The organism is Acidiphilium multivorum AIU301, from assembly GCF_000202835.1.
GTDB classification, from domain to species: Bacteria; Pseudomonadota; Alphaproteobacteria; order Acetobacterales; family Acetobacteraceae; genus Acidiphilium; species Acidiphilium multivorum.
This window is the reverse complement of record NC_015186.1, coordinates 1,342,442-1,367,951: the sequence shown is the minus strand read 5'-3', so window position 1 is coordinate 1,367,951 and position 25,510 is coordinate 1,342,442. Positions and strand designations below refer to the sequence as shown.

At 70.4% G+C, this 25,510-nt stretch carries 21 protein-coding genes; 19 read left to right on the top strand and 2 right to left on the bottom strand.

The annotated features are described in order from the left end of the window. Window positions 1-78 precede the first annotated feature (78 nt). From mreC to ACMV_RS20790, 10 genes are all read left to right on the top strand, one after another. Window positions 79-936 (top strand): rod shape-determining protein MreC, encoded by an 858-nt coding sequence (mreC, locus tag ACMV_RS06000; RefSeq protein WP_007422912.1) that lies wholly within the window; start codon window positions 79-81, stop codon window positions 934-936. Window positions 937-955: 19 nt separating this feature from the next. Further along, window positions 956-1,483 (top strand): hypothetical protein, encoded by a 528-nt coding sequence (locus ACMV_RS05995; protein ID WP_007422913.1) that lies wholly within the window; start codon window positions 956-958, stop codon window positions 1,481-1,483. Window positions 1,484-1,490: 7 nt separating this feature from the next. After that, a complete protein-coding gene (gene mrdA, locus ACMV_RS05990) occupies window positions 1,491-3,371 on the top strand; it encodes a penicillin-binding protein 2 (protein WP_007422914.1) in 1,881 nt (626 codons plus the stop codon). Continuing rightward, entirely contained in the window at window positions 3,368-4,528 is a 1,161-nt protein-coding gene (gene rodA / locus ACMV_RS05985; RefSeq protein ID WP_007422915.1) for a rod shape-determining protein RodA, read from the top strand. The genes mrdA and rodA overlap by 4 nt, the downstream gene beginning before the upstream one ends. Window positions 4,529-4,734: 206 nt before the next feature. Further along, entirely contained in the window at window positions 4,735-5,964 is a 1,230-nt protein-coding gene (gene hmpA / locus ACMV_RS05980; RefSeq protein ID WP_013639857.1) for an NO-inducible flavohemoprotein, read from the top strand. 94 nt (window positions 5,965-6,058) lie between these two features. Further along, window positions 6,059-7,027: a cyclase family protein gene (locus ACMV_RS05975; protein WP_035185675.1), complete on the top strand. Its 969-nt coding sequence runs from the start codon at window positions 6,059-6,061 to the stop codon at window positions 7,025-7,027. Window positions 7,028-7,037: 10 nt separating this feature from the next. Continuing rightward, window positions 7,038-8,684, top strand: a complete 1,647-nt coding sequence (locus ACMV_RS05970) for a class I adenylate-forming enzyme family protein (RefSeq protein ID WP_013639855.1) — start codon at window positions 7,038-7,040, stop codon at window positions 8,682-8,684. Window positions 8,685-8,752: 68 nt separating this feature from the next. Beyond that, window positions 8,753-13,264, top strand: a complete 4,512-nt coding sequence (locus ACMV_RS05965; protein WP_013639854.1) for a Hint domain-containing protein — start codon at window positions 8,753-8,755, stop codon at window positions 13,262-13,264. Between the two features lie 168 nt (window positions 13,265-13,432). Continuing rightward, the gene (gene rpsD, locus ACMV_RS05960) at window positions 13,433-14,047 is read left to right on the top strand and encodes a 30S ribosomal protein S4 (protein WP_007423933.1); all 615 of its coding nucleotides are present in this window, start codon (window positions 13,433-13,435) and stop codon (window positions 14,045-14,047) included. An 82-nt stretch (window positions 14,048-14,129) separates the two neighbouring features. Continuing rightward, complete coding sequence (locus ACMV_RS20790) at window positions 14,130-14,273, top strand: hypothetical protein (protein WP_154653534.1); 144 nt, start codon at window positions 14,130-14,132, stop codon at window positions 14,271-14,273. Between the two features lie 69 nt (window positions 14,274-14,342). Here the strand turns inward: ACMV_RS20790 and panB are convergent, their stop codons facing one another. After that, complete coding sequence (gene panB, locus ACMV_RS05955) at window positions 14,343-15,155, bottom strand: 3-methyl-2-oxobutanoate hydroxymethyltransferase (RefSeq protein ID WP_011941678.1); 813 nt, start codon at window positions 15,153-15,155, stop codon at window positions 14,343-14,345. A 38-nt stretch (window positions 15,156-15,193) separates the two neighbouring features. Next, window positions 15,194-15,817 carry a carbonic anhydrase gene (locus ACMV_RS05950; protein ID WP_007423931.1) on the bottom strand — a complete coding sequence of 208 codons (624 nt, stop codon included), beginning with the start codon at window positions 15,815-15,817 and terminating at the stop codon, window positions 15,194-15,196. Window positions 15,818-16,207: 390 nt separating this feature from the next. Between ACMV_RS05950 and ACMV_RS05945 the strand changes: the two genes are divergently transcribed. From ACMV_RS05945 to ACMV_RS05905, 9 genes are all read left to right on the top strand, one after another. Then, window positions 16,208-17,050 carry a helix-turn-helix transcriptional regulator gene (locus ACMV_RS05945; protein WP_013639853.1) on the top strand — a complete coding sequence of 281 codons (843 nt, stop codon included), beginning with the start codon at window positions 16,208-16,210 and terminating at the stop codon, window positions 17,048-17,050. A 205-nt stretch (window positions 17,051-17,255) separates the two neighbouring features. Then, window positions 17,256-20,138 carry a xanthine dehydrogenase family protein molybdopterin-binding subunit gene (locus tag ACMV_RS05940; RefSeq protein WP_331429015.1) on the top strand — a complete coding sequence of 961 codons (2,883 nt, stop codon included), beginning with the start codon at window positions 17,256-17,258 and terminating at the stop codon, window positions 20,136-20,138. Then, window positions 20,135-20,953, top strand: coding sequence for an FAD binding domain-containing protein (locus tag ACMV_RS05935; protein ID WP_013639851.1), 819 nt, complete (start codon window positions 20,135-20,137; stop codon window positions 20,951-20,953). Before ACMV_RS05940 ends, ACMV_RS05935 begins: the two co-directional genes overlap by 4 nt. Next, window positions 20,950-21,468, top strand: a complete 519-nt coding sequence (locus ACMV_RS05930) for a (2Fe-2S)-binding protein (protein WP_007422483.1) — start codon at window positions 20,950-20,952, stop codon at window positions 21,466-21,468. The genes ACMV_RS05935 and ACMV_RS05930 overlap by 4 nt, the downstream gene beginning before the upstream one ends. Continuing rightward, window positions 21,461-23,014, top strand: coding sequence for an AMP-binding protein (locus ACMV_RS05925; RefSeq protein WP_007422484.1), 1,554 nt, complete (start codon window positions 21,461-21,463; stop codon window positions 23,012-23,014). Before ACMV_RS05930 ends, ACMV_RS05925 begins: the two co-directional genes overlap by 8 nt. Then, complete coding sequence (locus ACMV_RS05920) at window positions 23,011-23,808, top strand: enoyl-CoA hydratase/isomerase family protein (RefSeq protein WP_011941683.1); 798 nt, start codon at window positions 23,011-23,013, stop codon at window positions 23,806-23,808. The genes ACMV_RS05925 and ACMV_RS05920 overlap by 4 nt, the downstream gene beginning before the upstream one ends. Before the next feature lie 124 nt (window positions 23,809-23,932). Then, complete coding sequence (locus tag ACMV_RS21910; RefSeq protein ID WP_011941684.1) at window positions 23,933-24,616, top strand: OmpA family protein; 684 nt, start codon at window positions 23,933-23,935, stop codon at window positions 24,614-24,616. Between the two features lie 12 nt (window positions 24,617-24,628). Beyond that, the gene (locus ACMV_RS05910; RefSeq protein WP_013639849.1) at window positions 24,629-24,952 is read left to right on the top strand and encodes a putative quinol monooxygenase; all 324 of its coding nucleotides are present in this window, start codon (window positions 24,629-24,631) and stop codon (window positions 24,950-24,952) included. Window positions 24,953-25,035: 83 nt separating this feature from the next. Further along, window positions 25,036-25,497 (top strand): nuclear transport factor 2 family protein, encoded by a 462-nt coding sequence (locus ACMV_RS05905; protein WP_007423309.1) that lies wholly within the window; start codon window positions 25,036-25,038, stop codon window positions 25,495-25,497. The last annotated feature ends 13 nt before the right edge of the window (window positions 25,498-25,510 follow it).

The window sequence follows — 25,510 nt, the reverse complement described above, 5'->3', positions numbered from 1 at the left end:
AAACCCGTTCTTGGACTCGGGCTGCGATTGGCGTAAGACGATCCGCATCGTATCCCTTTGCTAAGCGGAGCTTGCCGCATGCTGCGGCTGTCCATGCCTGTCAGAACAGCTCTCTCGCGGCTGACCCTTCCCGTGATGCTGATGATGTCGCTTGCGCTGGTTCTGGCCGGGCGGGCGGATCGCCGTCTCGGCGTGTTCCTCCGCACCCAGGTCGATGACGCGCTTGCGCCGCTCTACCGGGCCGCGGCGGCGCCTGTCCGCGCGGTCGAGACCGATCGCGGCGCGGTCGGCACATGGTTCGACCTGCGCGCGCGGAACGCGGCGCTGCGGGTCCAGAATCACGAATTGCGGCGGTGGCGGGCCGTCGCCCTGGCGCTCGAGGCGCAGAACGAGGCGCTGAAATCCCAGTTGCACTATGTGCCGACGCCGACGCCGAGCTTCTTCACCGCCCGCGTCATTGCCGATCTCGGCGGGCTTTATGCGCGTTCGGTGATGGTGACGCTGCCGCGCCACCCCGGCGATGTCCGCGACGCGGTGGCCATGGACGGCGCCGGCGTGGTCGGCCGGGTGATCGAGGCCGGGTCGCGTTCCGCCCGCGTCCTGCTGATCACCGACCTGAACAGCAAGGTGCCCGTCGCGATCGGGCGGGACGGCGAGCGGGCGATCATGGTCGGGCAGAATACCGCGTCGCCGCGGCTGCTGTACTGGACGCCGGGAAAGCCGCCGCGCGAGGGGGCGATCGTGCTGACCAGCGCCGTCGGCGGCATTTTCCCGAACGGGCTGCCGGTCGGCATCGTCCATTACGCCGGACGGAACGACCCGGAGGTGGTGCCGTTCGCCCGGCTCGACAGTCTGCGGGTCCTGCGCATTTTCGAGTACGGCACCGGCGGCTCGACCGATGTGGCGTCCAACGCAACGATCGCCAAGGCGCGGTGACCCGAAGGCGGGTCCATCGATGATCGACTTCATGGATCTCTGGCGCGCGCTCGACCGGGCGGCGCGCCACATGCTGCCGACTGCGGCGATCGTCGTGGTGATGGTGCTGCTGGCCCTGCCGGGGCTGCTGCCGGCCCAGGCGGAACTGCGCGCCGGGTTCGTCATGTCGTCGGTATTCTTCTGGACGCTGTATCGCCCCGGCGCGTTGCCGGCGCCGGTGGTCGCGCTGATCGGCGTCCTGCTCGGGCTGCTGGGCAACGTGCCGCTCGGCGTCTGGTCGGTCCTGCTGCTGCTGGAACAGGCGGCGGTGGGAATGTCCCGCCGCCTCCTGCTCAGGCAGGGTTTCATGCTGGTCTGGCTGGCCTTCGCCGGCTGCGTCGCGATTGTCGTCGCACTGGAATGGGTGATCCGCGCGACGCTCGATCTCACGCTGCTGCCCATCGCGCCCGCGCTGATGGAGGCGGGGATCAGCATTCTGTTCTATCCGCTGGTGGCGGTGCCGCTGTCGCGCGCGCATGCCGGCCCGGCCGCGCCGGAACAGGCCTGAGGCGGGCATGAAGCGCGAACGCCAGTTGCGGCCGATCTTCACCCGCCGGGCCCTGCTGCTCGGGGCGGCGGAACTCGGCGTGTTCGGCCTGCTCGGCCTGCGGCTGTATCGGATGCAGGTGCTGGAGCATGGACGATACGCCACGCTGGCCAAGCACAACTCGATCAACGAACGCCTGGTCGCCCCGTTGCGCGGGCTGATCACCGATCGCTACGGCACCGTCCTCGCCGGCAACAAGCGGCACTGGCGGGCGATGTTCATGATGATCGAGGCGCCGGACCCGCGGGCGGTGGTCGAGCGGTTTTCGCGCATCGTCGGCCTCGATGCGGGCGAAACCGCCCGGATCATGCGCGATCTGGTCGGAAAGCCGCATTACATCCCGTTGCTTCTGAAAGATTATCTCGACTGGAACGACATGGCGCGGATCGAGGTGAACGCGACCGATCTGCCGGGGGTGTTCGTCGATGTCGGCGCATCGCGGGTCTATCCGTTCGGCGCGCAGCTGGCTCATCTCATCGGCTATGTCGCCCGCCCCACCCAGAAGGAAGCCGCCTCCGATCCCGTTCTCGCGCTGCCGGGGATGCGGATCGGCCGCGCCGGCGTCGAGCGGGTGCGCGACGACGTGCTGCGGGGGACGCCCGGGATCGTGCAGACCGAGGTGAACGTGCACGGATCGGTCGTCCGCGTGCTCGACCGCGACAACGGGGTGCAGGGCCGGACGGTGCAGACCACGCTCGACGCCGGGCTGCAGACGATCGCGGCGCAGCGGCTGAGCGGGCAGTCCGGCGCGGCCGTGATGATCGACACGATCAACGGCGAGCTCCTCGCCATGGCGAGCCAGCCGAGTTTCGATCCGTCGCTCTTCGACACGGGCGTTCCCGAATCGGTGTGGAAATCCTGGATGTCGGACCCGCGCCACCCGATGAGCGACCGGGCGACCAGGGGGCTTTACGCGCCCGGCTCGACCTTCAAGCCCTGCGCCGCGCTCGCGGCGCTGCAATGCGGCGCGATCACGCCGGACACGACCTTCTTCTGTCCCGGCTACCTCAAGCTCGGCGATCATGTCTTCTACTGCTGGGATCATTACGGCCACGGCCATGTCAACGTGGTCAGCGCCCTGCAGCAGAGTTGCGACGTGTTCTTCTATCACGTCGCCCTGGCGGTCGGGATCGACCGGATCGCGGCGATGGGGCGGCGCCTCGGGCTGATCGGCAAGCTGCCGCTGGGGCTGCCCGCCGTCTCCGAGGGGTTTCTGCCGACGACCGCCTGGGCGCGGAAGCGCCGGCTGGTCTGGACCAAGGGCAACACCGTCATCCAGGGGATCGGGCAGGGCTATACCCAGGTGACGCCGCTTGGCCTTGCGACCATGACGGCGCGGATCGCCACCGGGCGGGCGGTGGAGCCGCATATCGCGCGCGGGATCGGGCATGATCTGCTGCACGAGGACATGCCGGATCGCTGGCCGCATCTCGGCCTTGACGAGCGTGGCCTTGCCGCGGTCCGCCAGGGCATGTTCGATGTGGTGAACACGCCGAAGGGCACGGGCTATGCCTCGCGCCTCGCCCTGCCGGGCGTGTTCATGGCGGGCAAGACCGGCACGGCGCAGGTGCACGACAATACCCAGGCCGAGGAAAAGGCCAATCTGGACGACGCGACGCTGCCCTGGAAGTTCCGGCCCAACGCCTTCTTCATCGCCTTTGCGCCCGTGCACGCCCCCCGCGTCGCCGTGGCGGTGGCGGTCGAGCACGGCAACGAGGGCGCGTCGGCATCGGCGCCGATCGCCCGTGACCTGGTCACCGCCGCATTGACCCGGGACCTGACCGCGGCACCGCCGGGAACCGTGATCGAGGCGCCGCAGGCGAAGCTCGTCGGGGAGGGGCCGGCATGAACACGCTGCTGACCGACAAGACCTACAAGCCCTATTACGAGCGCGGCACCGGCATCGCCGCCAAGCTGCTGCGGGTGAACTGGCTGTTCGTTCTCGCATGCTGCGCGGTGGCGGGGATCGGCTATGCGGCGCTCTATTCGGCGGCCGGCGGCCACGGCCAGCCCTATGCCACGCCGCAGATCGAGCGTTTCTTCGCCGCGCTGATCATGATGATCGCGATCGCGATGGTCGATATCCGGCTGATCGCGAAACTCGCCTGGCCGCTTTACGGGGTGGGCGTGCTGCTGCTGGTCGCGGTGTGGAAATTCGGCCATGTGGGGCTTGGCGCCAAGCGCTGGCTCGACCTCGGTGGCGTGCACGTGCAGCCCTCCGAGCTGATGAAGCTGTTCCTCGCCATGGCGCTGGCATCGTGGTTCCACCGGGCCAGCCACGAACGGGTCGGCAATCCGCTCTTCCTCATCCCCCCGGCGCTCGCGATCCTTGTTCCCGCCGGGCTGATCCTCAAGGAACCCAATCTCGGCACCGCCGTGATCACCATGAGCATCGGCGGCGCGGTGATGCTCGGCGCCGGCGTGCGCTGGTGGAAATTCGCGATCGTGATCGGGCTCGTCGCGGTCATCGCGCCCTTCGCCTATCATCACCTGCACGGCTACCAGAAGGAACGGATCCTCACCTTCCTCCATCCCGGGCGCGATCCGCTCGGTGCGGGGTACAACATCATCCAGTCGAAGATCGCGCTCGGCTCGGGCGGCATGTGGGGGCAGGGGTTCCTGCACGGCTCGCAGAACCAGCTCAACTTCCTGCCCGAGAAGCAGACCGATTTCGTCTTCACCATCATCGCCGAGGAATTCGGCTTCGCCGGGTCGCTCGTGCTGGTGTCCATCCTGCTCTCGATGGTGGCGATGGCGACCTATACGGCCCTGCGCTGCGGGCACCAGTTCGGCCGGCTGGTGGCGCTCGGCATCTCGACGAACCTGTTCCTCTACTGTTTCGTCAATCTCGCGATGGTGATGGGCCTCATCCCGGTGGGGGGCGTGCCGCTGCCGCTGGTCTCCTATGGCGGCTCGGCGCTGACCGCGGTGATGTTGGCATTCGGCGTTCTCATGTCGGTGCACGTGCATCGCGACGTCGAGTTCGAGACCGCCGACGCCGATTAGGCCGCGCCCGAAGGCCGCGCGGCCGGATGGCTTCCTGAATCGAAAATGCGTTGCTCACGCGCGGGCCGGCCTGTCGAGGCCGGGTCGCGCATGGGTGGTTCTCAAAACAGGTATTGGTAATACCGAATTCGGTTCCGCATAAAACCTGCACCGAGAATACACCTTTAAGACGGTAACCATCCTCCGGCTGCAGAAAGAGATTGCCCATGCCCGCTCCGCTTTCCGACCGCACGATTGCCCTGATCAAGGCCACGGTGCCCGCGCTCGACCAGCACGGCCTTGCCATTACCCGCCGGATGTACGAGCTGATGTTTCGCAACCCGGCGATCGCCGAGCTGTTCAACCAGTCGCATCAGGATGCGGCCGGCGCGCAGCCGAAGGCGCTGGCCGGCGCCGTGCTGGCCTATGCGCGGCATATCGACAATCTCGCGCCGATGGCCGGCGCGGTCGAGCGGATCGCGCAGAAGCATGTCGCGCTGAACATCCTGCCCGAGCATTATCCGCATGTCGCGACCGCGCTGCTCGCCGCGATCGGCGACGTGCTGGGCGATGCCGCGACCGACGAGGTCCTCGCCGCCTGGGGCGAGGCCTACTGGTTCCTCGCCGAGCTGCTGATCGGCCGCGAGGCCGCGATCTATCGCGATCTCGCCGCCGCACCCGGCGGCTGGAACGGCTGGCGGGATTTCGCGGTCGAGGAGGTCGTGGAAGAAAGCAGCGTCATTCGGTCGTTCACGCTGGTGCCGGCCGATGGCGGGACGGTGGTGCGCCATCGCCCCGGCCAGTATCTCGGCTTCGCCTTCGACCTGCCGGGCACCGGCAAGCAGCGGCGCAATTATTCGATTTCCTGCGCGCCGAACGACCGTGCCTATCGCATCAGCGTCAAGCGCGAGAAGATGGGCCGGATCTCCAACTGGCTGCACGATCACGCCGTGCCCGGCACCATCCTGCGCGTGGCCGCGCCGGCGGGCGACTTCTTCCTCGATCCCGCGTCGACGGCACCGGTCGCCCTGGTCAGCGGCGGCGTCGGCCTCACGCCGATGGTCAGCATGCTGGAGACCATCGTGGCGGCGTTGCCGGAGCGGCCGACCTTCTGGGTGCATGGCGCGCTGAACGGCCGCGTCCATGCCATGCGCGAGCATGTCCGCGCGCTGGAGGCGCGGGCGCCCGGCGTCTCGACCACGACGTTCTACGCCGAGCCCGCCGAGGAGGACCGGCCGGGCATCGACTACGATCGCGAAGGGTTCGTCACCGCCGCCTTCCTGCACGCGCACGTGCCGGCGGACACGGTGTTCCATGTCTGCGGTCCGAAGCCCTTCATGCGCGCGGTGATCGGCGGGCTCGCCGGGCTCGGCGTGCCGGAAGAGTGGCTGCGCTTCGAGTTCTTCGGCCCGGCGGACGAACATCCGGCCGCGGTGTTCCAGACGGAAACAGCCTGAGCCCGGCAGTCTCGCTGCCTCTTGTGCCGCCCGGATGCGCGTTGCAGGATGCGCCCGGGCGGCAACGATCCGCCCCATCATGGAGGAAACGAAGATGGCCGGATCACTGCGCGCCGAGATTCCCGTCACCGAACTGCTGAAGGACGATCCGAAGAACTGGGGCCGCTGGGGGCCGGACGACGAGGTCGGCGGCCTCAACTTCCTCACCAGCCAGGAGGTGCTGCGCGGCGTGCAGTCGGTGAAGCAGGGCAAGACCTTCACCCTGCAGATCCAGATGTGCCACCCCAAGGGCGACCCGGTCTGGCCCGGCCGCAAGGACCCGGTGCGGATCAACGTGATGGACAAGGGCCATTACATGTGCGGCAAGGGGCCGGTCTTCCCCGGCCACGCCGAATACGCCGACGACGTGCTGTTCATGTATCTCCAGGGCTCGACGCAGTATGACGCGCTCGGCCATGTCTGGTGCGACGACACGCTCTACAACGGCTATGACGCGCGCACCACCGCGGGCGGCATGACCAAGGCCAGCGTGCTGCCGATCGCCGAGCGCGGCATCGTCGGCCGCGGCATCCTGATCGACATGGCCCGCCATCGCGGCAAGCCCTGGCTGGAACGCGCCGAGACCTTCACCCACGAAGACCTCATGGCGGCGGCCGAGAAGCAGGGCACCAGGATCGAGAAGCACGACATCCTGATCATCCGCACCGGCTGGATCGGCTCCTACTACAAGCGCGAGAAGGACGAGTTCTACAAGGATTTCATGGAGCCGGGCCTGACCTACTCGAAGGAACTGGTGAAATGGTTCCACGAGATGGAGATTCCCAATCTCGTCACCGACACGATCGCCAACGAGATCACCGCCGACCCGGTCTCCGGCGTGGTGCTGCCGCTGCACAACGCGCTGATGCGCAATCTCGGCGTCACCTTCACCGAGATCGCCGCCCTCGACGACCTCGCCGATGATTGCGCGAAGGACGGGCAGTGGACCTTCCTCTACACCGCCGCACCGCTCAAGGTCGTCAACGGCACCGGCGCGCCGGTGAACCCCGTCGTGATCAAGTAAGGACGCCTGGATGAGCATCTACGACGAGAAACCCTGGCTCGCGCTCTACGACGCGGGCCAGCCCGCCGAGATCGTGCCCGAGTTCACCGATGCGCTGGTGATGTTCCGCGCCGCCGTGGCGCGGGCGCCGCAGGCGCCGGCCATTCTCTATTTCGACGGCCGGATCAGCTATGCCGAGCTCGACCGGCTGAGCGACGGTCTGGCCGGCTATCTCGCGGCGCACGGCTTCGGCGCGGGCGACCGGCTGGCGGTCTACCTGCAGAACGTGCCGCAATTCGTCATCGCCATTCTCGGCGCCTGGAAGGCGGGGGGAATCGCGGTGGCGGTGAACCCGATGAACCGGGCGCGGGAGATCGGCATCCTGTTCGCCGACTGCACGCCGAAGGCGGTCGTCTGCCACGACACCACCTTCGAGGAGACGGTGGGCGCGCTGGAGCCGGGCCTGCGGCCGCAGATCGTGCTGACCACCTCGGCGCTCGCCTTCCAGACCCGCAACGACAGGCGCCTCTTCGCCGCGACGCGGCGCGTGGCCTGCGCCGGCACGGTCGATTTCGAGGCGGCGATCGCGGCGGGCGGGGCGCTGCCGCCGGCGCCATCCTACAAGCCGGACGACATCGCCTTCCTCGTCTACACCTCGGGGACGACGGGCGTGCCCAAGGGGGCGATGAACACCCACGGCAACGTCACCTTCAACGCCCAGACCTATCGCGACTGGATCGGGCTGGGCGAGGGCGCGCCGATCCTCGGCATCGCGCCGCTGTTCCACATCACCGGGCTGATCGGCCATATCGCCGCCGCCTTCATCACCGCCTCCCCGCTGATCCTCGCCTATCGCTTCGAGCCGGGCGTGATGCTCGACGCGATCGAGGAACACAAGGCGGCGTTCACCATCGGCGCCATCACCGCCTTCATCGCGATGATGAACCATCCGGACGCGGCCCCCGCCAAGCTCGCCTCGATGACCAGGATCTACTCCGGCGGCGCGCCGATTCCGCCCAGCGTGGTCACCGCCTTCCGCGAGACGTTCGGCCATTACATCCATAACGGATACGGGCTGACCGAGACCAACTCGCCCACGCATGTGGTGCCGCTCTCGCGCGAGGCGCCGGTCGATCCGGCCTCGGGCGCGCTGTCGATCGGGGTGCCGGCCTACAACACCATCTCCTGGATCTGCGACGACGAGGGGCGGGAACTGCCGGTGGGCGAGGTCGGCGAGATCGTCAGCCAGGGGCCGATGATCGTGCCGGGCTACTGGAACAAGCCGGACAAGACCGCCGAGGCGATCCGCAACGGCCGGTTCCATACCGGCGATGTCGGCTTCATGGACAAGGACGGCTGGTTCTACCTGGTCGACCGCAAGAAGGACATGATCAACGCCGCCGGCTACAAGGTCTGGCCGCGCGAGGTGGAGGACGTGCTCTATACCCATCCCGCCGTGCGCGAGGCGGCGGTGGTGGGTGTGGCCGACTCCTATCGCGGCGAGACGGTGAAGGCCGTGATCAGCCTGCGGCCCGGCACCAGCGCGACACAGGAGGAGATCATCGCCTTCTGCAAGGAGCGCATGGCCGCCTACAAATATCCCCGCACGGTGGAGATCATCGACGACCTGCCCAAGACCGTGACCGGCAAGATCCTGCGCCGGGAACTTCGCGGTTAAGGCGAAATTCCCCGGTTGAACTACTTTAGGTAGAATAATATCATGCCGCCCTTACCTTGGAGGGCGGCATGTCGGGCACGTTCCAGATTATCGGGCCGGATGCGATCGGGCTGATCGACGGGTTGGCGCTGTCCTCGGTTGCGGGCGTGCCGCCTTGCGGCTTCACCCTGGGCGGGCTGGCGGCGGGGGCCCCGGCGAGCGTCACCCTGTCGGGTGCCTACGCATTTTCCGCCAGCAGCGCGGGCGGGGCGACGGTTGCGCTGGGCAGTAACGCGATCACCATCAGCGGCACCGCAACGCAGGTGAACGATGCGCTGGCGAGCCTCGCCATCGGCGCCTCGGCGAGCGGGACCGGCACGCTCGGCGTCAGCGCCACCAGCGGCGGGACGACGCTGGCGACGACCATCGCGGTGCAGGCCTTTGCCGATTCGCCGCCCGCCTTCGTCGCGCCGCCGGCGAGTCTGCCGCTCACCGCCGGCGTCGCGCAGACGCTCGGCCTCGCCATCGCCGACGATCCGGCCGCGCTGCTGGCGGGCTTCGGGCTGGCCGCCGAGACGCTCGCGGTCAGCCTGATCGCGAGTTCCGGCGCGCTGCTGCTCGATGCCGCCGCCCATAACGATGTCGGCGTTGCCGGGAACGGCACCGGCATGCTGGTGCTCACCGCCGCGTCCGGCGATCTCGCCGGCCTGCGCGCCGCGCTCGACGCGGTGCGGCTCGATGCTACCGCGGCCGGCACGCTCGAATACGTGCTCCGCCAGACCGGCGGCCCGCTGCCCGATGCCGTCACCTCCGGCAGCCTGAGTTTCTCCGTCACCGGTTCGGCGGCGACGGGCGGCGAGAGCTGGAACGGCGGCAACGGCGACTGGCAGACCGCGGCGGACTGGTCCGGCGCGCAGGTGCCGGGACCGGGGACCGACATCACGATCGGCAACGGCGCGGTGCTCGGCGGATACGGTCTCGGCGCGGTGCTCGACGTGGCGGCCGGCGCGTCGGTCGCGCTCGCGGGGGCGTTCGGCGTTGCGGTGGCGACGCTCGCCAGCGGTGCGACGGCCGCGATCGGCGGCGCGTTGTCGATCGCCGGCGGGCTCTCGCTCGACTCCTCCACCCTCGTCGCCGGCGCGGCGGGCGCGCTGGAGGCCGCCGGCGTCACGCTGTCCTCCGGCGCGGCGCTGGCGGCGTTCGGCGCGCTGTCGATCGACGGGCTCGATGCCGCGGGCGCGGCGCTGCTGCCGGGTGGCGGCACGCTGGGCGGGCCGATCGGCATTCCTGGCGGCGGCGTGGTCGATTTCGCCGGCACGCTCGAGGCCGACGGCGCGGCGCCGAACACCGGGTACAATGCCATCTCGCTTGCCGCCGGCGGCACGCTCGAGGGCGCGGGCCTGCTGATGGCCGGCAATTTCAGCGAGGCGGAAACCATCGTCGGCCCGGGCACGATTCTCGCCCTCGGCCCGGCGCCGCTCAGCATCGCCGCCGGCAGCATCGGCGGTTCGATCGATCTCGCCATCGCGCCGGGGGCGGTGCTGGAGCTCGGCGCCGTGCAGCCGCTCTACGGCGTGTTCAACGCCACGCCGGTCACCGTCGGCGCCGATGCCACGATCAGCTTCGCGCCGGGCGCCAGCGCGGGGCAGGACGGCACCGGGTATGCCAGCACCCTGGGCGAGCAGGGCGGCGTCCTCGTGCTCGACGACCCGACGGATTTCGCCGCCACGCTCGCCGGCTTCCGCCCCGGCGACCGCATCGCCTTTCCCACCCTCACCAACCTGTCGGTCTTCAATGTGTCCCCGACTTCGTTCGAGGTGGCCGGCGTCGTCATCGGCAATACCGCGCAGAGCGAGATCGTCACCATCCATGCCAGCCTGGCCGCCGGCGTGTCGCCGGTGGTGGAGACGGATTCGGCCGGCGATCAGGTGATCGGCCTGCGGGCGAGCAGCGCCGCGCTCACCCTGAACGACGTGCCGGCCGCCGGCGCCTCGATCGAGGCGGTGAACGGCATCGCCACGCCGATCATCGGCCTCGGCCTGCTGGTGCCGAGCGACGGCTCCGCCGGGCTGCAACTGACCGTCAGCGCGAGCCATGGGCAGATCGCCACCGGCGGCGGCGCGGCCGTGGGGTCGCTGGTGCTCTCGGCCGCCAACGCGCTCGACCTGAACGCGGAACTCGCGGCGCTCGACTATACCGCGCCGGCGGGCGGCACGGGCGATGTGCTGAACTTCACCGGCGGCACCGGGCTCGCCGGCCTGAGTGCCGCGATCGGCATCGCGATCGCCCCCGCCGGCACGCTCGACTTCACCGGCGCCAATGGCGGCCTGTTCAATGCCGGGTCGTCATGGCAGGGCGGCGCGCCGCCGGCCAATGGCGATGTCGCGCTGCTCGGCCCCCATGCCGGCGCGCCGCTGCTGGTCGAGGGGCCGGGGGTCGCCGGCACCGTGTCGGTTGCCGGAGCCTATGATTTCGCCGGCACGTTCGATCTGCCCGCGAGCGGCGCCGCGCTCGATATCGGCGCCGGCGGCTTCGCCCTGTTCGACGCCAATGCGGCGGCGACGCTCGGCGACGGCGCGCTGGTCGGCGACGCGCAGGGGACTGGCACCCTGGGCATCGCCGGCACTCTCGATGCGGCGGGAACGATCGATGTCGGCGGCGCGGCAGTATCGGGCAATGACGTCCTTGAGGTGACCGGCAGCCTCGCCGCCGCCGGGCTTGCCCTCGGCACCGCTGCCCCCGGCACGTTCGAGCTGGGTGGCACGGCATCCTTCGGCGCTTCGGCGCTGGGCACCGGCGCCCTGCTGCGCGAAGCCGGCACCGCCTCGCTCGCGCTGGGCAGCCTCACGCTCGCCGGCGGCATCGTCTCGCTCGGCAACGCGGCGAGCCTGTCGCTCGGCTCGGCGACGATCACCGCGGGCGATCTCGCGCTCGCGGATGCGAGCCGCCTGGCCGGCACCGGCGGAATCGACCTCGCGGGCGGCACGTTCAGCATCGGCGGACTGGCGGCGGCGTCGTTCGGCACGGGCGGATTCGGGTTGGGCGGCGGCGGGGCGCTGCTGCTCGATGGCACGCTGACGGCCGGCAGCCTGGCGGAGTCGGGGCGTGCGGCGCTGGATGGCGGCACGCTCTCGCTCGCCGGCAGCGCCTCGCTCGCCGCGGGGGCGACGCTGGCCCTGGCCCAGGGCGCATTGCGGGCGGCCTCGCTGACGATCGGTTCCGGCGCCGAACTCTCGGGCTACGGGCTGATCGGCACGTTCGGCGCGCCCGGCCTCATCCCGATCGACGCCGCCGACGCGCTCGCCGCGTCGGGCGGCACGCTGGTGCTCGGCGGCGCGCTCGCCGGCGGCGCGACCATCGATCCCGGCGCGGCGCTCGACCTCGCCGGCCCGGCCACGGGCGGCACCGTCTCCTTCGCCGGCGCCGACGGCATCCTGACGATCAACGACGTCGCCGCCATGGCCGATCCGGTGGTGAACATGGCATCCGGCGACGCGATCGACCTGATCGGCGTCGCCCCCTCGCTGGTCGGCTATGCGGGCGGCACGCTCACCGCGAGCGGGCGCGGCGCGTTCGGCCTCGCCGAGGCCGCGGGGCAGGCGGCGATCGCCATCGCCGCGGATGGGTACGGCGGCAGCTATGTCACCGTCGGCGGCGCCATGCCCTGCTTTGCCCGCGGCACCAGGCTGCTGACGGCGGAGGGCTACCGCCCGGTTGAGACCCTGCGGCCCGGCGACCGGCTGGTCACCGAGGACGGCACGGCGGAGCCGGTCGTCTGGATCGGCTGGCGCAGCATCGACCTGTCGCGCGATCCCGCCGCCGCGCTGCTGCATCCGGTCGTCATCACGCCCGGCGCGTTCGGGCCCTGCATGCCGTCGCATCCTCTCACCCTCTCGCCGCTGCATGCGGTGTATGCCGATGGCGTGCTGGTGCCGGCGACGCTGCTGGTCAACGAGGCGACCATCCTGCACGACTCCTCACGCTTCGCCGTGACCTATTATCATGTCGAACTGGCCCGGCACGCGGTGATCCGGGCGGAGAACCTGCCCTGCGAGACCTATCGCGACGATGGCAACCGCGACCGCTTCGCCGCCGCCCTCGGCCTGCCGGGCGCGCCGGCGGACTCGTGCCGGCCGGTCGTCACCACCGGCCCGGCGCTGCGCCGGGTGCGCGCGCGGCTGCATCGCCGCGCCCTCGAACTCGACTACCAGATCGTCCACGGCGCCGTGGTCGAGGCGCTGGTGGAGGATGACGCGCCGCCGGTGCAGCCGCGCCGGGGTGCGGGGCGGCTCGACTTCACGCTGCCGGCGCCGGCAGCGAGGCTGGTGCTGCGCGCGCGCGTCTCGCGGCCCGCCTATACCGATCCCGCGTCGGAGGACCGGCGGCGGCTCGGCATCTGCGCCGCCGCGCTGGAAGCCGACGGCGTGCGCCTGCCGGTCTGGCACGGTGCGGGCTGGTACCGCCCGGACGAGGGCGATCGCGGGATGTGGAGCGGCGGGACCGCGGAACTGCTGCTCGACCGCCCGGCACGGCGGATCAGCCTCGATCTTGTCGGCAGCGTGCCGCGCTGGGTGCGGGACCCGGCGGCGCTCGCGCTCTGAGCCGCCGCGGATTTGACATTTGGTGGCCGCCTCTCTATGCGGACCGGCATGGCCGGGAACGTGGACGCACCTTCGGGGTGCGCGCCCGTTCCGTCGCGCATGCGCGGCGGAACCTACCGGTGCAACATCAGCGGCACGTCCGCGTCAACAAGAAGGAGTGCGGCACGCATGACCAAGCGTACCGAAAGCAAGTACAAGATCAACCGCCGCCTTGGCGTGAACCTCTGGGGCCGGCCGAAATCCCCGATCAACAAGCGCGAATACGGCCCCGGCCAGCATGGCCAGCGCCGCAAGAAGCCGTCCGACTTCGGCGTGCAGCTGATGGCGAAGCAGAAGCTTCGCGGCTATTACGGCAATATCAGCGAGAAGCAGTTCTACAAGTATTACGAGGAGGCGGTGCGCCGCCGGGGCGACACCTCCGAGAACCTGATCGAGCTGCTCGAGCGCCGGCTCGATGCGGTGGTCTATCGCATGAAGTTCGCGATCACCCCGTTCGCCGCGCGCCAGTTCGTCAGCCACGGCCACGTTCTCGTCAACGGCCGCCGCGTCAACATCTCGTCGTACCAGGTGCGTGACGGCGATGTCGTCGAGGTGCGCGAGAAGTCGAAGCAGCTCGCCATGGTGCTCGACTCGGTGCAGAGCGCCGAGCGCGACGTGCCGGAATATATCGAGGTCGACCACCGCGCGATGAAGGGCACCTTCGCCCGCGCGCCGAAGCTGGCCGACGTTCCCTATCCGGTGCAGATGGAACCCAACCTGGTTGTCGAGTTCTACTCGCGCTGACCCTGCTTCCGGTTTGAAGTCTCGGGGCCTATATCCGCATCGGGTATGGGCCCCGTTTCGTTTTGGCACAAGGAGAGGCGGCATGAACACGACGAAGCGCATCATCGGCCTGGCCCTCGCGCTGGCGCTGGCCGGCAGCCTGGCCGGCTGCGGCCTGTTCGGGTCCGGCGGCGGCGCGGCGGGTTCCGGCAAGACCTATATCGAGATCCCGCAGCAGGGCCGCTGAACCGGCCGCCAATCGCCCGGTTCCGCTCCTGCCCGCCGGATCGGAGGATCCCGGCCGGCTGTTCGAGGCCTATTCGGCGGGCGGGAAGATGCCGGTGCGGACCTCTTCGGCATAGGCGCCGATCGCCTCGCGCACCATCCGCGCCCCGTCGGCATACACCTTGGCGAAGCCCGGAACATAGCCGCCGGTCAGCCCCAGCACGTCGTGCATCACCAGGATCTGCGCGTCGGTCCCGTTGCCGGCGCCGATGCCGATGGTGGGCACGCGCACCCGCCTGGTGATCTCGGCGCCGAGTCCGGCCGGGATCGCTTCCATCAGCACCATCCGCGCGCCGGCCTCGGCGAGGGCGGCGGCGTCCTCGATCATTCGCGCCGCCGCGTCCTCGGTCTTGCCCTGCTTGCGGAAGCCGCCGAGCTGGCGGACATGCTGCGGCGTCAGACCGATATGCGCGCAGACGGGCACGGCGCGGGCGGAGAGGAAGCCGACGGTCTCGACCATCGCCGCCCCGCCCTCGAGCTTGACGATGTCCGCCCCCGCCTTGAGCAACTGGGCGGCGCTCGCGAAGGCCTGGGCAGGGCCGGCCTCGAAACTGCCGAAGGGCAGGTCGGCCATGATCAGGCAGGCGGGCGCGCCGCGCGCGACCATGCCGGTGTGATAGACCATCTGCTCCAGCGTCACCCGCAGCGTGTCGCGCTCGCCCTGGACGGTCATTCCCAGCGAATCGCCGATCAGGATGCCGTCGATCCCGGCGGCCTCGGCGAGTTTCGCGAACGGATAATCATAGGCGGTGATCAGCGCGCGGCGCTCGCCGTTGCGCTTCGCGCGTTCCCACGATCCGATCGATTTGCGGTCGGCCTTCCGATCTGCCGTTTCCATCGCCATGCCTTTCTGTGCTGGGGCGTGCCTGCGCGCGCTCGGGCTCAGCCCGCGCCCTCGGTGATCAGCCGCTCGCCCTCCGCCGTCACCTCGCGCAGCGTGCCGCTCGGAACGTCGAAATAGAAGCCATAGACGCCGAGTTCGCCCGCGTTGTGCGCGGAGGCGATCCAGGGGAAGGTCATGAGATTCTCGAGCGAGACCCGCACGCTTTCGATTTCGGCGCGGCGGGCGGCTTCCACCGGGTCATCGGCGAAGCGCACGGCGCGCTTGCGGGCGGGTTCGGCGATCCGCACCCAGTTCGCCACGAAGTCGCGCGCCTCGGGCGGGGGTTCGTGCAGCAGCGCCGCGATGCCGCCGCAGGAGGAATGGCCGATCACCGCGATGCGCCGCACCCGCAGCACCCGCACCGCGAATTCCAGCGCCGCCGAGGTGCCGTGATTGGCGGTGTCCGGCGCATAGGGCGGCACCAGATTGGCGATATTGCGCACCGTGAACACGTCGCCGGGCGCGCAGTCGAAGATCATCTCCGGCGCGACGCGGGAATCGCAGCAGGCGATCGCCAGCGTGTGCGGCTTCTGCCCGTCGCGCGCCAGGGCCTCCAGGGTTTCCCGCTGCGCCGGCCAGCGCGCCGCGCGGAACCGTCGATACCCTGCCAGAAGCTCTTCCATCCGGGCCCCTCCTCAAGACAGCGTTCCGCTTATCATCCATGCCGCGCTGCGGCAAACATCGTCTCATATCATGACGCGGCGTGGCCGCCTTCGCCGTCCCGACGGAAAGACGCCTGGTCCTGGACGGCCCATCATCGACCGGTTTTCCCCATCTGCGTTCGCGGCTCTCCGAAATGGCGTCTGCACCTCATCGACACCCTGGCAGATCGCACCCTGGCAGATCGGGGGCCGCATCCGCTGTGGACATCGCGGACCGCTGGCGTCATCGCGTCGCGCCGGGCCTCGCGCCGTTGACAGGCGAGGGGCGATCGAGAAACTGGCGCGCGTGAAACTTTCATCATGGCCCATGATCGGTTGCGGTCGCGGCGCCCGTTTCGAGGAGGGCTGAACGTGTCGCGTGCGCTGCGGATCGCCCATGGCGACTTTGGCCGGGTCGCCTTGCTCGACATGGACCGCAGCCTGGTGCGCCATGCCCATCCGCATTGCCACGTCCTGCTCAAGCTGGGCGGGGACGACACGAGGTTCGCGGTCGGTTCGAGCCTGGCGCCGCTGACCGATGACCTTGCCGTGCTGGTGAACGCCTGGGAGCCGCATGCCTATGTGCACGATCCATCGCGGCGCAATGCGCTGATTCTGGCGCTGTATATCGACCCGTCCTGGCTCCGGCTGGTGCAGGCGGACCGGATCGCGCCGGGAGCGCCGGGATTTTTCCCCGCCTCGGCGGGCCGCATCGATGCCGGCATCCGCCGGCTGGCCCACGATCTCGCCGACGCGATGGTCGACCCGACGATGCAGGCGGCGGCGCGCGAGGCCCTGCTCTCCGAGTTGATGATTCGCGTCGTCGCGCGCTTCGGGTCCTGGCGGGACCGGCGGGCGATGCTGATCGAGGCGGCCGGCCGCGCCTCGATCGACCATCGGGTGCGCCGCTCGATCGACGCGATGAGGGCTGATCCCGGCGGCGTGCCGGGGATGGAGCGTATGGCCCGGGAGGCCGGCCTGTCGCGCGCGCATTTCTTCCGGCTGTTCGAGCGCTCGACCGGCGTGACGCCGCTGGTCTTCCTCAACATGCTGCGGGTCGAGCGCGCGGTCGCCGCCGTGATGAAGGCGGATGAGAGCCTCGCCGGGATCGGCGAGCGCCTCGGCTTCGGCGCGCCCGCGCAATTCAGCCGCTTTTTCCGCGACCATGTCAGCGTCGCGCCGCGAGAGTTCCGCGCCGTGCTCCGCTCCGCCTGACGGCCGATTTTGAGATGATTTGCAAAGTCGCGTGACGCGATGCGGTCGCCAGCCGCGGTCTCGCGGCGCTAGTCTCCGGCCGAGATGAGTGCCGCGATCGCGGCGCCAGGAGGAAACAGGCATGGACACGCAGGCCCGGAAGTCGCTCGGTCGTTCGCTCCCGCGGAACGAGGATGCCCCCCTGCTGACGGGGCGGTGACGTTTCATCGACGATCTGCCGGTCGGCCCGGCAACGGCGCATGCCGCCATCCTGCGCTCGCCCCACCCTCACGCCGCGATCGAGGAGATCGATGTCCGGGAGGCGCTGGCGATTCCCGGCGTCTTTGCCGTGATCACCGGCGAGGATCTCGTGCCGGTCACCGGCGCGCTGGTCGCGAGCGTGCGCGTGCCGGCGGAGGCGCGGGTGATGGCAACCGACCGCGTGCGCTACGTGGGCGAGCCGGTCGCCGTCGCCATCGCCGCCGATCGCTACATCGCCGAGGACGCGCTGGACGCCGTCAGGGTGCGCTACCGCCTGCTCGACCCCGTCGTCGATCCCGAGGCGGCGCTTGCGCCCGGCGCGCCGGTGCTGCACGAGGCGGTCGGGGGGAACCTGCTGAACGAGCGGCATTTTTCCTATGGCGATCCGGATGCGGCGTTCGCGGCGGCGGCGCGCCGGATCACCGTCGTCGCGCGCTATCCGCGCAACACCGGCGCGCCGATGGAAACCTATGGCGTGATCGCGACCTATGACGCGCACGGCGATTCCTACGACGTGCAGGCCAATTTCCAGGGGCCGTTCAGCATCCACGCCGTGCTGGCGCGCGCGCTCAACGTGCCGGGCAACCGCTTGCGGTTGCGGATGCCGCCGGACTCCGGCGGCAGTTTCGGCGTCAAGCAGGGGGTGGCGCCCTATGTCGTGCTGATGGCCGCCTGCGCCCGGCTGACCGGGCGCCAGGTGAAATGGATCGAAGACCGGATGGAGCATCTCGCCGCGTCGGTGTCGGCGACCAACCGGGTGACGCGCCTCGACGCCGCCGTCGACGCCGAGGGGCGGATCCTCGCGCTGGACTGGGACCAGCTGGAAGACTGCGGCGCCTATCTGCGCGCCCCGGAACCCGCGACGCTTTATCGCATGCACGGCAACATGACCGGGGCCTATGACATCCGCAACCTGCGCATCCGCAACCGGGTGGTGGCGACCAACAAGACGCCGACCGGCCTCGTGCGCGGCTTCGGCGGTCCGCAGGTCTACTATCCGCTGGAGCGGCTGATGCAGCGGATCGCGGTGGAGCTCGGGCTCGATCCGGTCGAGGTGGTGCGGCGAAACCTGATTCCGGCCGGCGCCTTTCCCTATCGCACGGCAACCGGCGCGCTGTACGATTCCGGCGATTACCGCGGCGCGTTCGACCGCGCGCTGGACGCCGGAGGATACGCCTCGCTGCTCGAACGGCGCGCCGCGGCCAGGGCGGCCGGGAGGCTGTACGGCATCGGGCTCGCCGTGGTGGTCGAGCCCAGCGTCTCCAACATGGGCTATGTCTCGACGGTGCTGACGCCGGAGGAACGGCGCCGCGCCGGGCCCAAGAACGGCGCGCAGGCCAGCGCGACGGTGGCGCTCGACCCGCTCGGCGGCGTTTCGGTCCATGTCGCCTCGGTGCCGCAGGGGCAGGGGCACCGGACCGTGCTCGCCCAGGTCGTGGCCGACGAGTTCGGCCTCGATCCGGCGGACATCATGGTGGTGACCGACCTCGATACCGCCAGGGATGCCTGGTCGATCGCCTCCGGCAATTATTCCAGCCGCTTCGCGCCGGCGGTCGCGGGCACGGCGGCGCTCGCGGCGCGGCGGCTGCGGGCCCGGCTTGCGGCGGTCGCCGCCGGACAGCTCAACGTGCAGGTCGGCGAGGTCCGCTTCGCCGGAGGCCGGATCTTCGCCGCGGGCAATCCCGGCAACGGCGTCTCCTTCGGCCGCATCGCCGCCGCCGGCCACTGGGCGCCCGGGACGATCGATGCCGAACTCGGCCAGACGCTGCGCGAGACCGTATTCTGGACACCGCCCGAACTCGCCGCGCCCAATGATGCGGACGAGGTGAATTCCTCGCTCTGCCACGGCTTCATCTTCGATTTCTGTGGCGTCGAGATCGAGCGGGCGACGGGCCGGGTGCGGATCGACCGCTACGTGACCATGCATGATTGCGGCACGATCCTGCATCCCGCGATGGTCGACGGGCAGATCCGCGGCGGGTTCGCGCAGGGGCTCGGCGCGGCGCTGCTGGAGGAGCTGGCCTATGGCGACGACGGCGCGTTCATCTCGGGCACCTTCGCCGACTACATGCTGCCCTACGCGACCGAGGTGCCGCCGATCGAGATCCTGCACGAGGAAACGCCATCCCCCTTCACGCCGCTCGGCGCCAAGGGGGTCGGCGAGGGGAACTGCATGTCCACGCCGGTCTGCATCGCCAATGCGGTGGCCGACGCGCTGGGCGTTGCCGAACTCCATCTGCCACTGACCCCCTCGCGGCTGCGCGCCCTGCTCGGCGAGGCGGAGCCGCCCCCCGCGAACCGTCCCGCAGGCCCTGTCGCCGGCGAGGAGCCGCGTGCGGGCGCACGGCTTTTGCGCGGAAGCGGGGATACGTCCGTCGGCGCGCCGCCCGCCACGATCTGGGCCATTCTGCTCGATCCGGACGAACTTGCCGCCCTCATCCCCGGCGCGCATGGCGTGCGGCGCGTCGGCGCCGACGGGTTCGCCGCCGAGGTGACGCTGGGCGTCGGGCCGGTGAGGGGGCGTTACAGCGCGTCGATCCGGCTTTCCGGTCTCGATGAGCCGCGGGAGGCGACGCTGTCCGGCACGATCGAGGGGGCGCTGGGGGGCGGTTCCGGCAGCGGCCGGGTCCGGCTCCTGCCCGAGGGCGCGGGCGGCACGCGGATCGAATACGAGTACGAGGTGCGGATCGGCGGCCGGGTCGCCGCGGCGGGGGACCGGCTGCTGGCGGGGGCGAGCCGGGTCGTCATCGGCGCCTTCTTCGAGGCGCTGGCGCGCCGCGCCGGCGGGGCGCCCACGCGGCCGGGCTTCTGGAAACGGCTGCTGCGCATGCTGGGAGCCGGCCGATGAAGCCCGCGCCGTTCGCCTATTGCCGCGCGGGGACGCTGGATGAGGCGCTGGACGCGCTGCGGACCCACGGGGCCGATGCGCGCGTGCTGGCCGGAGGACAGTCGCTGGTCGCGATGCTGAACATGCGGCTGGCCCGGCCGCAGGTTCTGGTCGACATCATGCGGATCGGCGCGCTGGCCGAGGTGCGCCACGCGGGCGGGCAGCTTCGGATCGGCGCCGGGGTGCGGCAGGCGGCGCTGCTGGCGCGGCCCGGGCTGGCCGGCGAGGCGCCGCTGCTCGGTCTCGCGCTTCCCTGGGTCGGCCATTACCAGACGCGCGCGCGCGGCACCGTTTGCGGCTCGGTCGCCCATGCCGATCCGAGCGCTGAAATTCCGCTCTGCCTGCTGGCCCTCGACGGCGCGGTGCATCTTCGCAGCGCGGCGGGCGCGCGCGTGATCGGCGCCGCCGACTTCTTCCTCGGCACGATGCAGACCGCACGGCGTGACGACGAGCTGATCGAGGCGGTCAGCCTGCCGGATGCCTTGTCCGGGCGGCGCTGCGGCTTTGCCGAAATCGGCCGCCGGCATGGCGATTTCGCCATCGTCGCGGCGGCGGCGGTCGCGACGGCTGAGGGCGTGCGCCTCGCGATCGGCGGCGTCGCCGACCGGCCGGTGCTGCGCCTGCTGCCCCGCATCGGCGGCACGGCGCTCGACGACGCCCTGAACGACATCGCGTGGTCGCTCGATGCGAGGGCGGATTTCCACGCCGACGCGCGCTACCGGCGCGACCTGGTCCGCCATCTCGGCCGACAGGTCATCGGGGAGGCCCTGGCATGACGATCCTGACCGCCGACGAACGTCACGAGATCCGCTTCACCCTGAACGGGCGCGAGGTGGTCGCCGCCGCGTCGCCGCGCACCTCGCTCGCCGACCTGCTGCGGCACGGATTGGGGGCGACCGGAACGCATGTCGGCTGCGAGCACGGCGTCTGCGGCGCCTGCACGGTGCAGATCGACGGCGCGCCGGCGCGGGCCTGCCTGACCCTTGCGCTGCAGGTCGAGGGCTGCGCGGTGCGGACGGTGGAAGGCCTGGCGCCGCGGGCGGGACGGCTCGGCGTGCTGCAGGAGGCGTTCCGCCGCCATCATGCGCTGCAATGCGGGTTTTGCACCGCCGGCATCCTGATGTCGCTCGATGCCTTCCTGCGCGCCGCGCCCGACCCGACGCCGGAGGCCGTGCGGGAGGTCGTCGGCGGCCATCTCTGCCGCTGCACCGGCTATGCGCCGATCGTCGCGGCGGCGCTCGATGCCGCCGCATCCCTGCGCGGCGCGGCGGGGGAGGGCGGCGATGTTTGATCTCGCCACGAGCTTCCGCGCGAGTGCGGCCCGCGACCCCTCGGCGATCGCCATCGTCGATGAGGGCGTCCGCCTCTCCTATCGGGACTGGCTCTCCAGGATCGAGGCGGTGGCGCGCGGCCTCGCGGCGCTGGGCTTGCGGCCGGGGGAGCGGATCGTCACGGCGCTGCAGAACCGCTGGGAGGCGGCGACGCTGCATTGGGCCTGCCAGTTCGCCGGGCTGGTGATCACCCCGGTCAACTGGCGGATGACCGGCGACGAACTCGGCTTCGTGGTGGAGAATGCCGGCGCGCGGGCGCTGGTGACCGAGCCGGTGTCGCACGCGGCCGGTGACGCGGTGGACGCCGCCGGCCTGCTCCGGATCGGCGTGGATAACGCCGCATCGGCCGGGATCGGCTTCCGCGATCTCGCCGGCGATGGCGCGCTGCCGGACGTCTCCGCGGACGCGCTGTCGCTGATGCTCTACACCTCCGGCACGACCGGGCAGCCCAAGGGCGTTCCGCGCCGCCACCGCACCGAGCGCGCCGCGGCGATTGCCCATGTCGCGCAGAACCTCTACCGCGCCGGCGAACGCACCCTGGGCGTGATGCCGCTCTATCACACCATGGGCGTGCGCTCGCTGCTCGCCATGTCGCTCATCGGCGGCTGCTTCGTCTGCCTGCCGCGGTTCGATCCGGCGCGCGCGCTCGGCCTGATCGAGCGGGAGCGGATCACCAATCTCTACCTGGTGCCGACGCTGTATCACGACCTGCTGAACCATCCGGCCTTTGCCGCGCACGACGTGTCCTCGGTCCGCAAGCTCGGCTTCGCCGGCGCCTCGATGACCGACGGGCTGCTGCGGGCGCTCGACGGCGCATTCCGTCCGGACCTGTTCGTCAACCATTACGGCTCGTCGGAGATCTACACCTTCGCGATCGACCAGGATGCCGTGCGCAAGCCCGGTTCGGCGGGGCGGGCCGGGATCAACCAGCGTCTGCGCGTCGTGCGGATCGGCCCCGGCGATCCGGACGCGCAGGTCGCCCAGGGGCAGGAGGGCGAGATCATCGCCGATGCCGCGAGCGACGAGGCGTTCGAGGGCTACTGGCGGCGGCCGGACGCCGACGCGCGCGCCTTCCGCGGCGGCTGGTATTTCACCGGCGACACCGGATATCTCGACGCGGAGGGCGACCTCTTCGTCACCGGCCGGGTCGATGACATGATCATCACCGGCGGGGAGAACGTGTCGCCCGTCGAGATCGAGAGCTGCCTGTCGCTGCATCCCGCGGTGTCCGAGGTCGCGGTCGCCGGGCTGGCGGACGAGCGCTGGGGCCGGATCGTCGCGGCCTTCGTGAAATGCCGCGCCCCGGTGGCCGCGGAAACGCTCGATGCGCATTGCATCGCCTCGGGCCTCGCGCGGTTCAAGCGCCCCCGGCGCTATGTCTTCGTGACGGAGCTGCCGAAATCGCCCGTCGGCAAGCTGCTGCGGCGCAAGCTGGTCGCCGGCGACTACGCCCTCGATCCATCGTGCCTCTCCGGGCCATCCACCTCCAGGGAACCGAATCCATGACCGACCAGCCTGATCCCCGCCTCGCCCGCCTCGACGGTTTCCGCGTCGAGATCGACGCCGACCGCGCGCGCGCGGACATCGTCCTCGCCCGGCCGCCGATGAACACGATCTCGATGCCGCAGCGCGACCAGTTGCGCCACGCCTTCGAAGCCCTCGACGAGGACGGGCGGGTGAGGGTCATCGTGCTGCGGGCGGATGGCGAGCATTTTTCCTCGGGCGGCTATATCCGCGGCTTTCTCGAGGCATCGCCCGAGCATGTCTCGAAACTGGCATGGAACATCGCCGCGCCGGCACGCTGCTCGAAGCCGGTGATCGCCGCGAACCGCGGCTACACCTTCGGCGTCGGCTTCGAGATCTCGCTGGCCTGCGATTTCCGCATCGTCTCCGAGACCTGCCAATACGCGCTTCCCGAGCAGAAGCTCGGCCAGATCCCCGGTTCCGGCGGCTCGGCGCGCCTGCAGAAGATCGTGGGGATCACCCGGACGAAGGACATCGTCATGCGGTCGCGGCGCATCTCCGCCCGCCAGGCGCTGGACTGGGGCATCGCCACCGAATGCGTGCCCGATGACGGCCTCGAGGCCGCCGTCGACGCGCTGGTGGACGAGCTTCGCGCCTTCGCCCCGCTGGCGCAGCGAACCGCGAAGCGGCTGCTGAACGAGACGGAGGACGCCCTGCTGACGACCGCGATCGAACTCGAGGGGCATTGCTACAGCCGGCTGCGCCAGTCCGATGATTTCCGGGAGGGTGTCGAGGCCTTCCACGAAAAGCGCAAGCCGAATTTCACCGGAAGCTGACGTCTTGCTTGCGGAAGAATCCGGAGGCAGAAAGACAAGGGAAGTCCGGCGCGGGGCGAATTTCCCCGCTTGCCGGGCGGCCTCGCTGACATTCAAGAACAGACATTCCGGAGCGCCGAAACCAATGATCCGATCCGTCAACCGAGCCGCCGCCGCGGCGATGTGCGTCGCCATGCTCGCCGGCTGCAGCCAGCAATACGCCGCGAACAATCCGGGGGCCACGAGTGCCGCGACGGGGGCCGGACTCGGGGCCGCGGGCGGCGCGCTGATCGGCGCGCTGGCGAGCGGCGGCCAGGCCCGCGGCACCGTCATCGGCGCGCTGGGCGGCGCTGCGGCCGGCGCGCTCGGCGGCTATCTCTGGAACCAGCATCTCGAGGCGCAGAAGCAGGCGCTGCAGCGCACCGCGCAGGGAACCGGCGTGCAGGTCAGCCAGACCGCCGACAACCGGCTGAAGCTGAACGTGCCGGCCGATGCCGGCTTCGCCACCGGCAGCGCGACGCTGAACCCCCGCCTCTACCCGATCCTCGACCAGCTCGGCCAGGGCCTGCAGCAGAACCCGACCGAGACGGTGCAGATCATCGGCTATACCGACAGCACCGGCTCGAACGCGATCAACTACCCGCTGTCGGACAATCGCGCCGCGAGCGTCAAGACCTATCTCGTCTCGCGCGGGATCAGCGGGCAGCGCATCGCCACGCGCGGCATGGGGCCGCAGGATCCGGTCGCCAGCAACGCGACGGCCGCCGGGCGCGCCGCCAACCGGCGGGTCGACATCTATGTCGCCTTTCCGCCGCAGCCGGCCGGCTGAGCGGCGCGCCGCATGAGCGAAGAGTCCCGACGCTTCCTCGCCCTCGTGGGCAGCTATCGGCTGGCCCCGGAGGATGCGCCGGCCTTCGCCGAGATCGCGCGGCGCTGCGTCGCCCTCACCGTGGTCAAGCCGGGCTGCCTGTATTTCACCATCGCCGAGGACGTTTCGGTGCCCGGACTCTTTCATCTCTCGGAGGGATGGGCTGACCGGGCCGCGCTCGATGCGCATCTCTCCAGCGCCGATTTCGCGGCGATCCTGGCGGAGGCCGGGCGGTTGCGCGTTCTCGGCCGCACCGCCTTCGTGGCGGAGGCGAGCGGCCGGCGGTCCCTGTTCTGACCGCCCGGCACGGCCGGGGGGTTGCGCGATCCCGTCTGTACCGATAGGTATTGAGAATACCAATCGGTACAGGAGAGACGCGGATGAGCATCATCGCCCCACCCTTCACGCGGGACAGCGCGATCCGGAAGGTTCGCCTCGCGGAGGACGGCTGGAACGGCCGTGACCCGGAAAAGGTCGCGCTGGCCTACACGCCCGACAGCCGCTGGCGGAACCGCGCCGAATTCGTCAGCGGCCGGGCGGAAATCGTCGCCTTCCTGACCCGCAAATGGGCGAAGGAGCTCGACTATCGCCTGATCAAGGAATTATGGGCCTTCGGCGAGGACCGCATCGCCGTCCGCTATGCCTATGAATGGCACGACGACAGCGGCAACTGGTTCCGCTCCTACGGCAACGAGAACTGGGAATTCGACGCCGCCGGGCTGATGCGGCGGCGCTTCGCCTGCATCAACGACCTGCCGATCGCCCCGGCCGAGCGCAAGTTCCACTGGCCGCTCGGGCGCCGCCCGGATGATCATCCGGGCCTGTCCGATCTCGGGCTCTGAGCCGGCGGCGCGG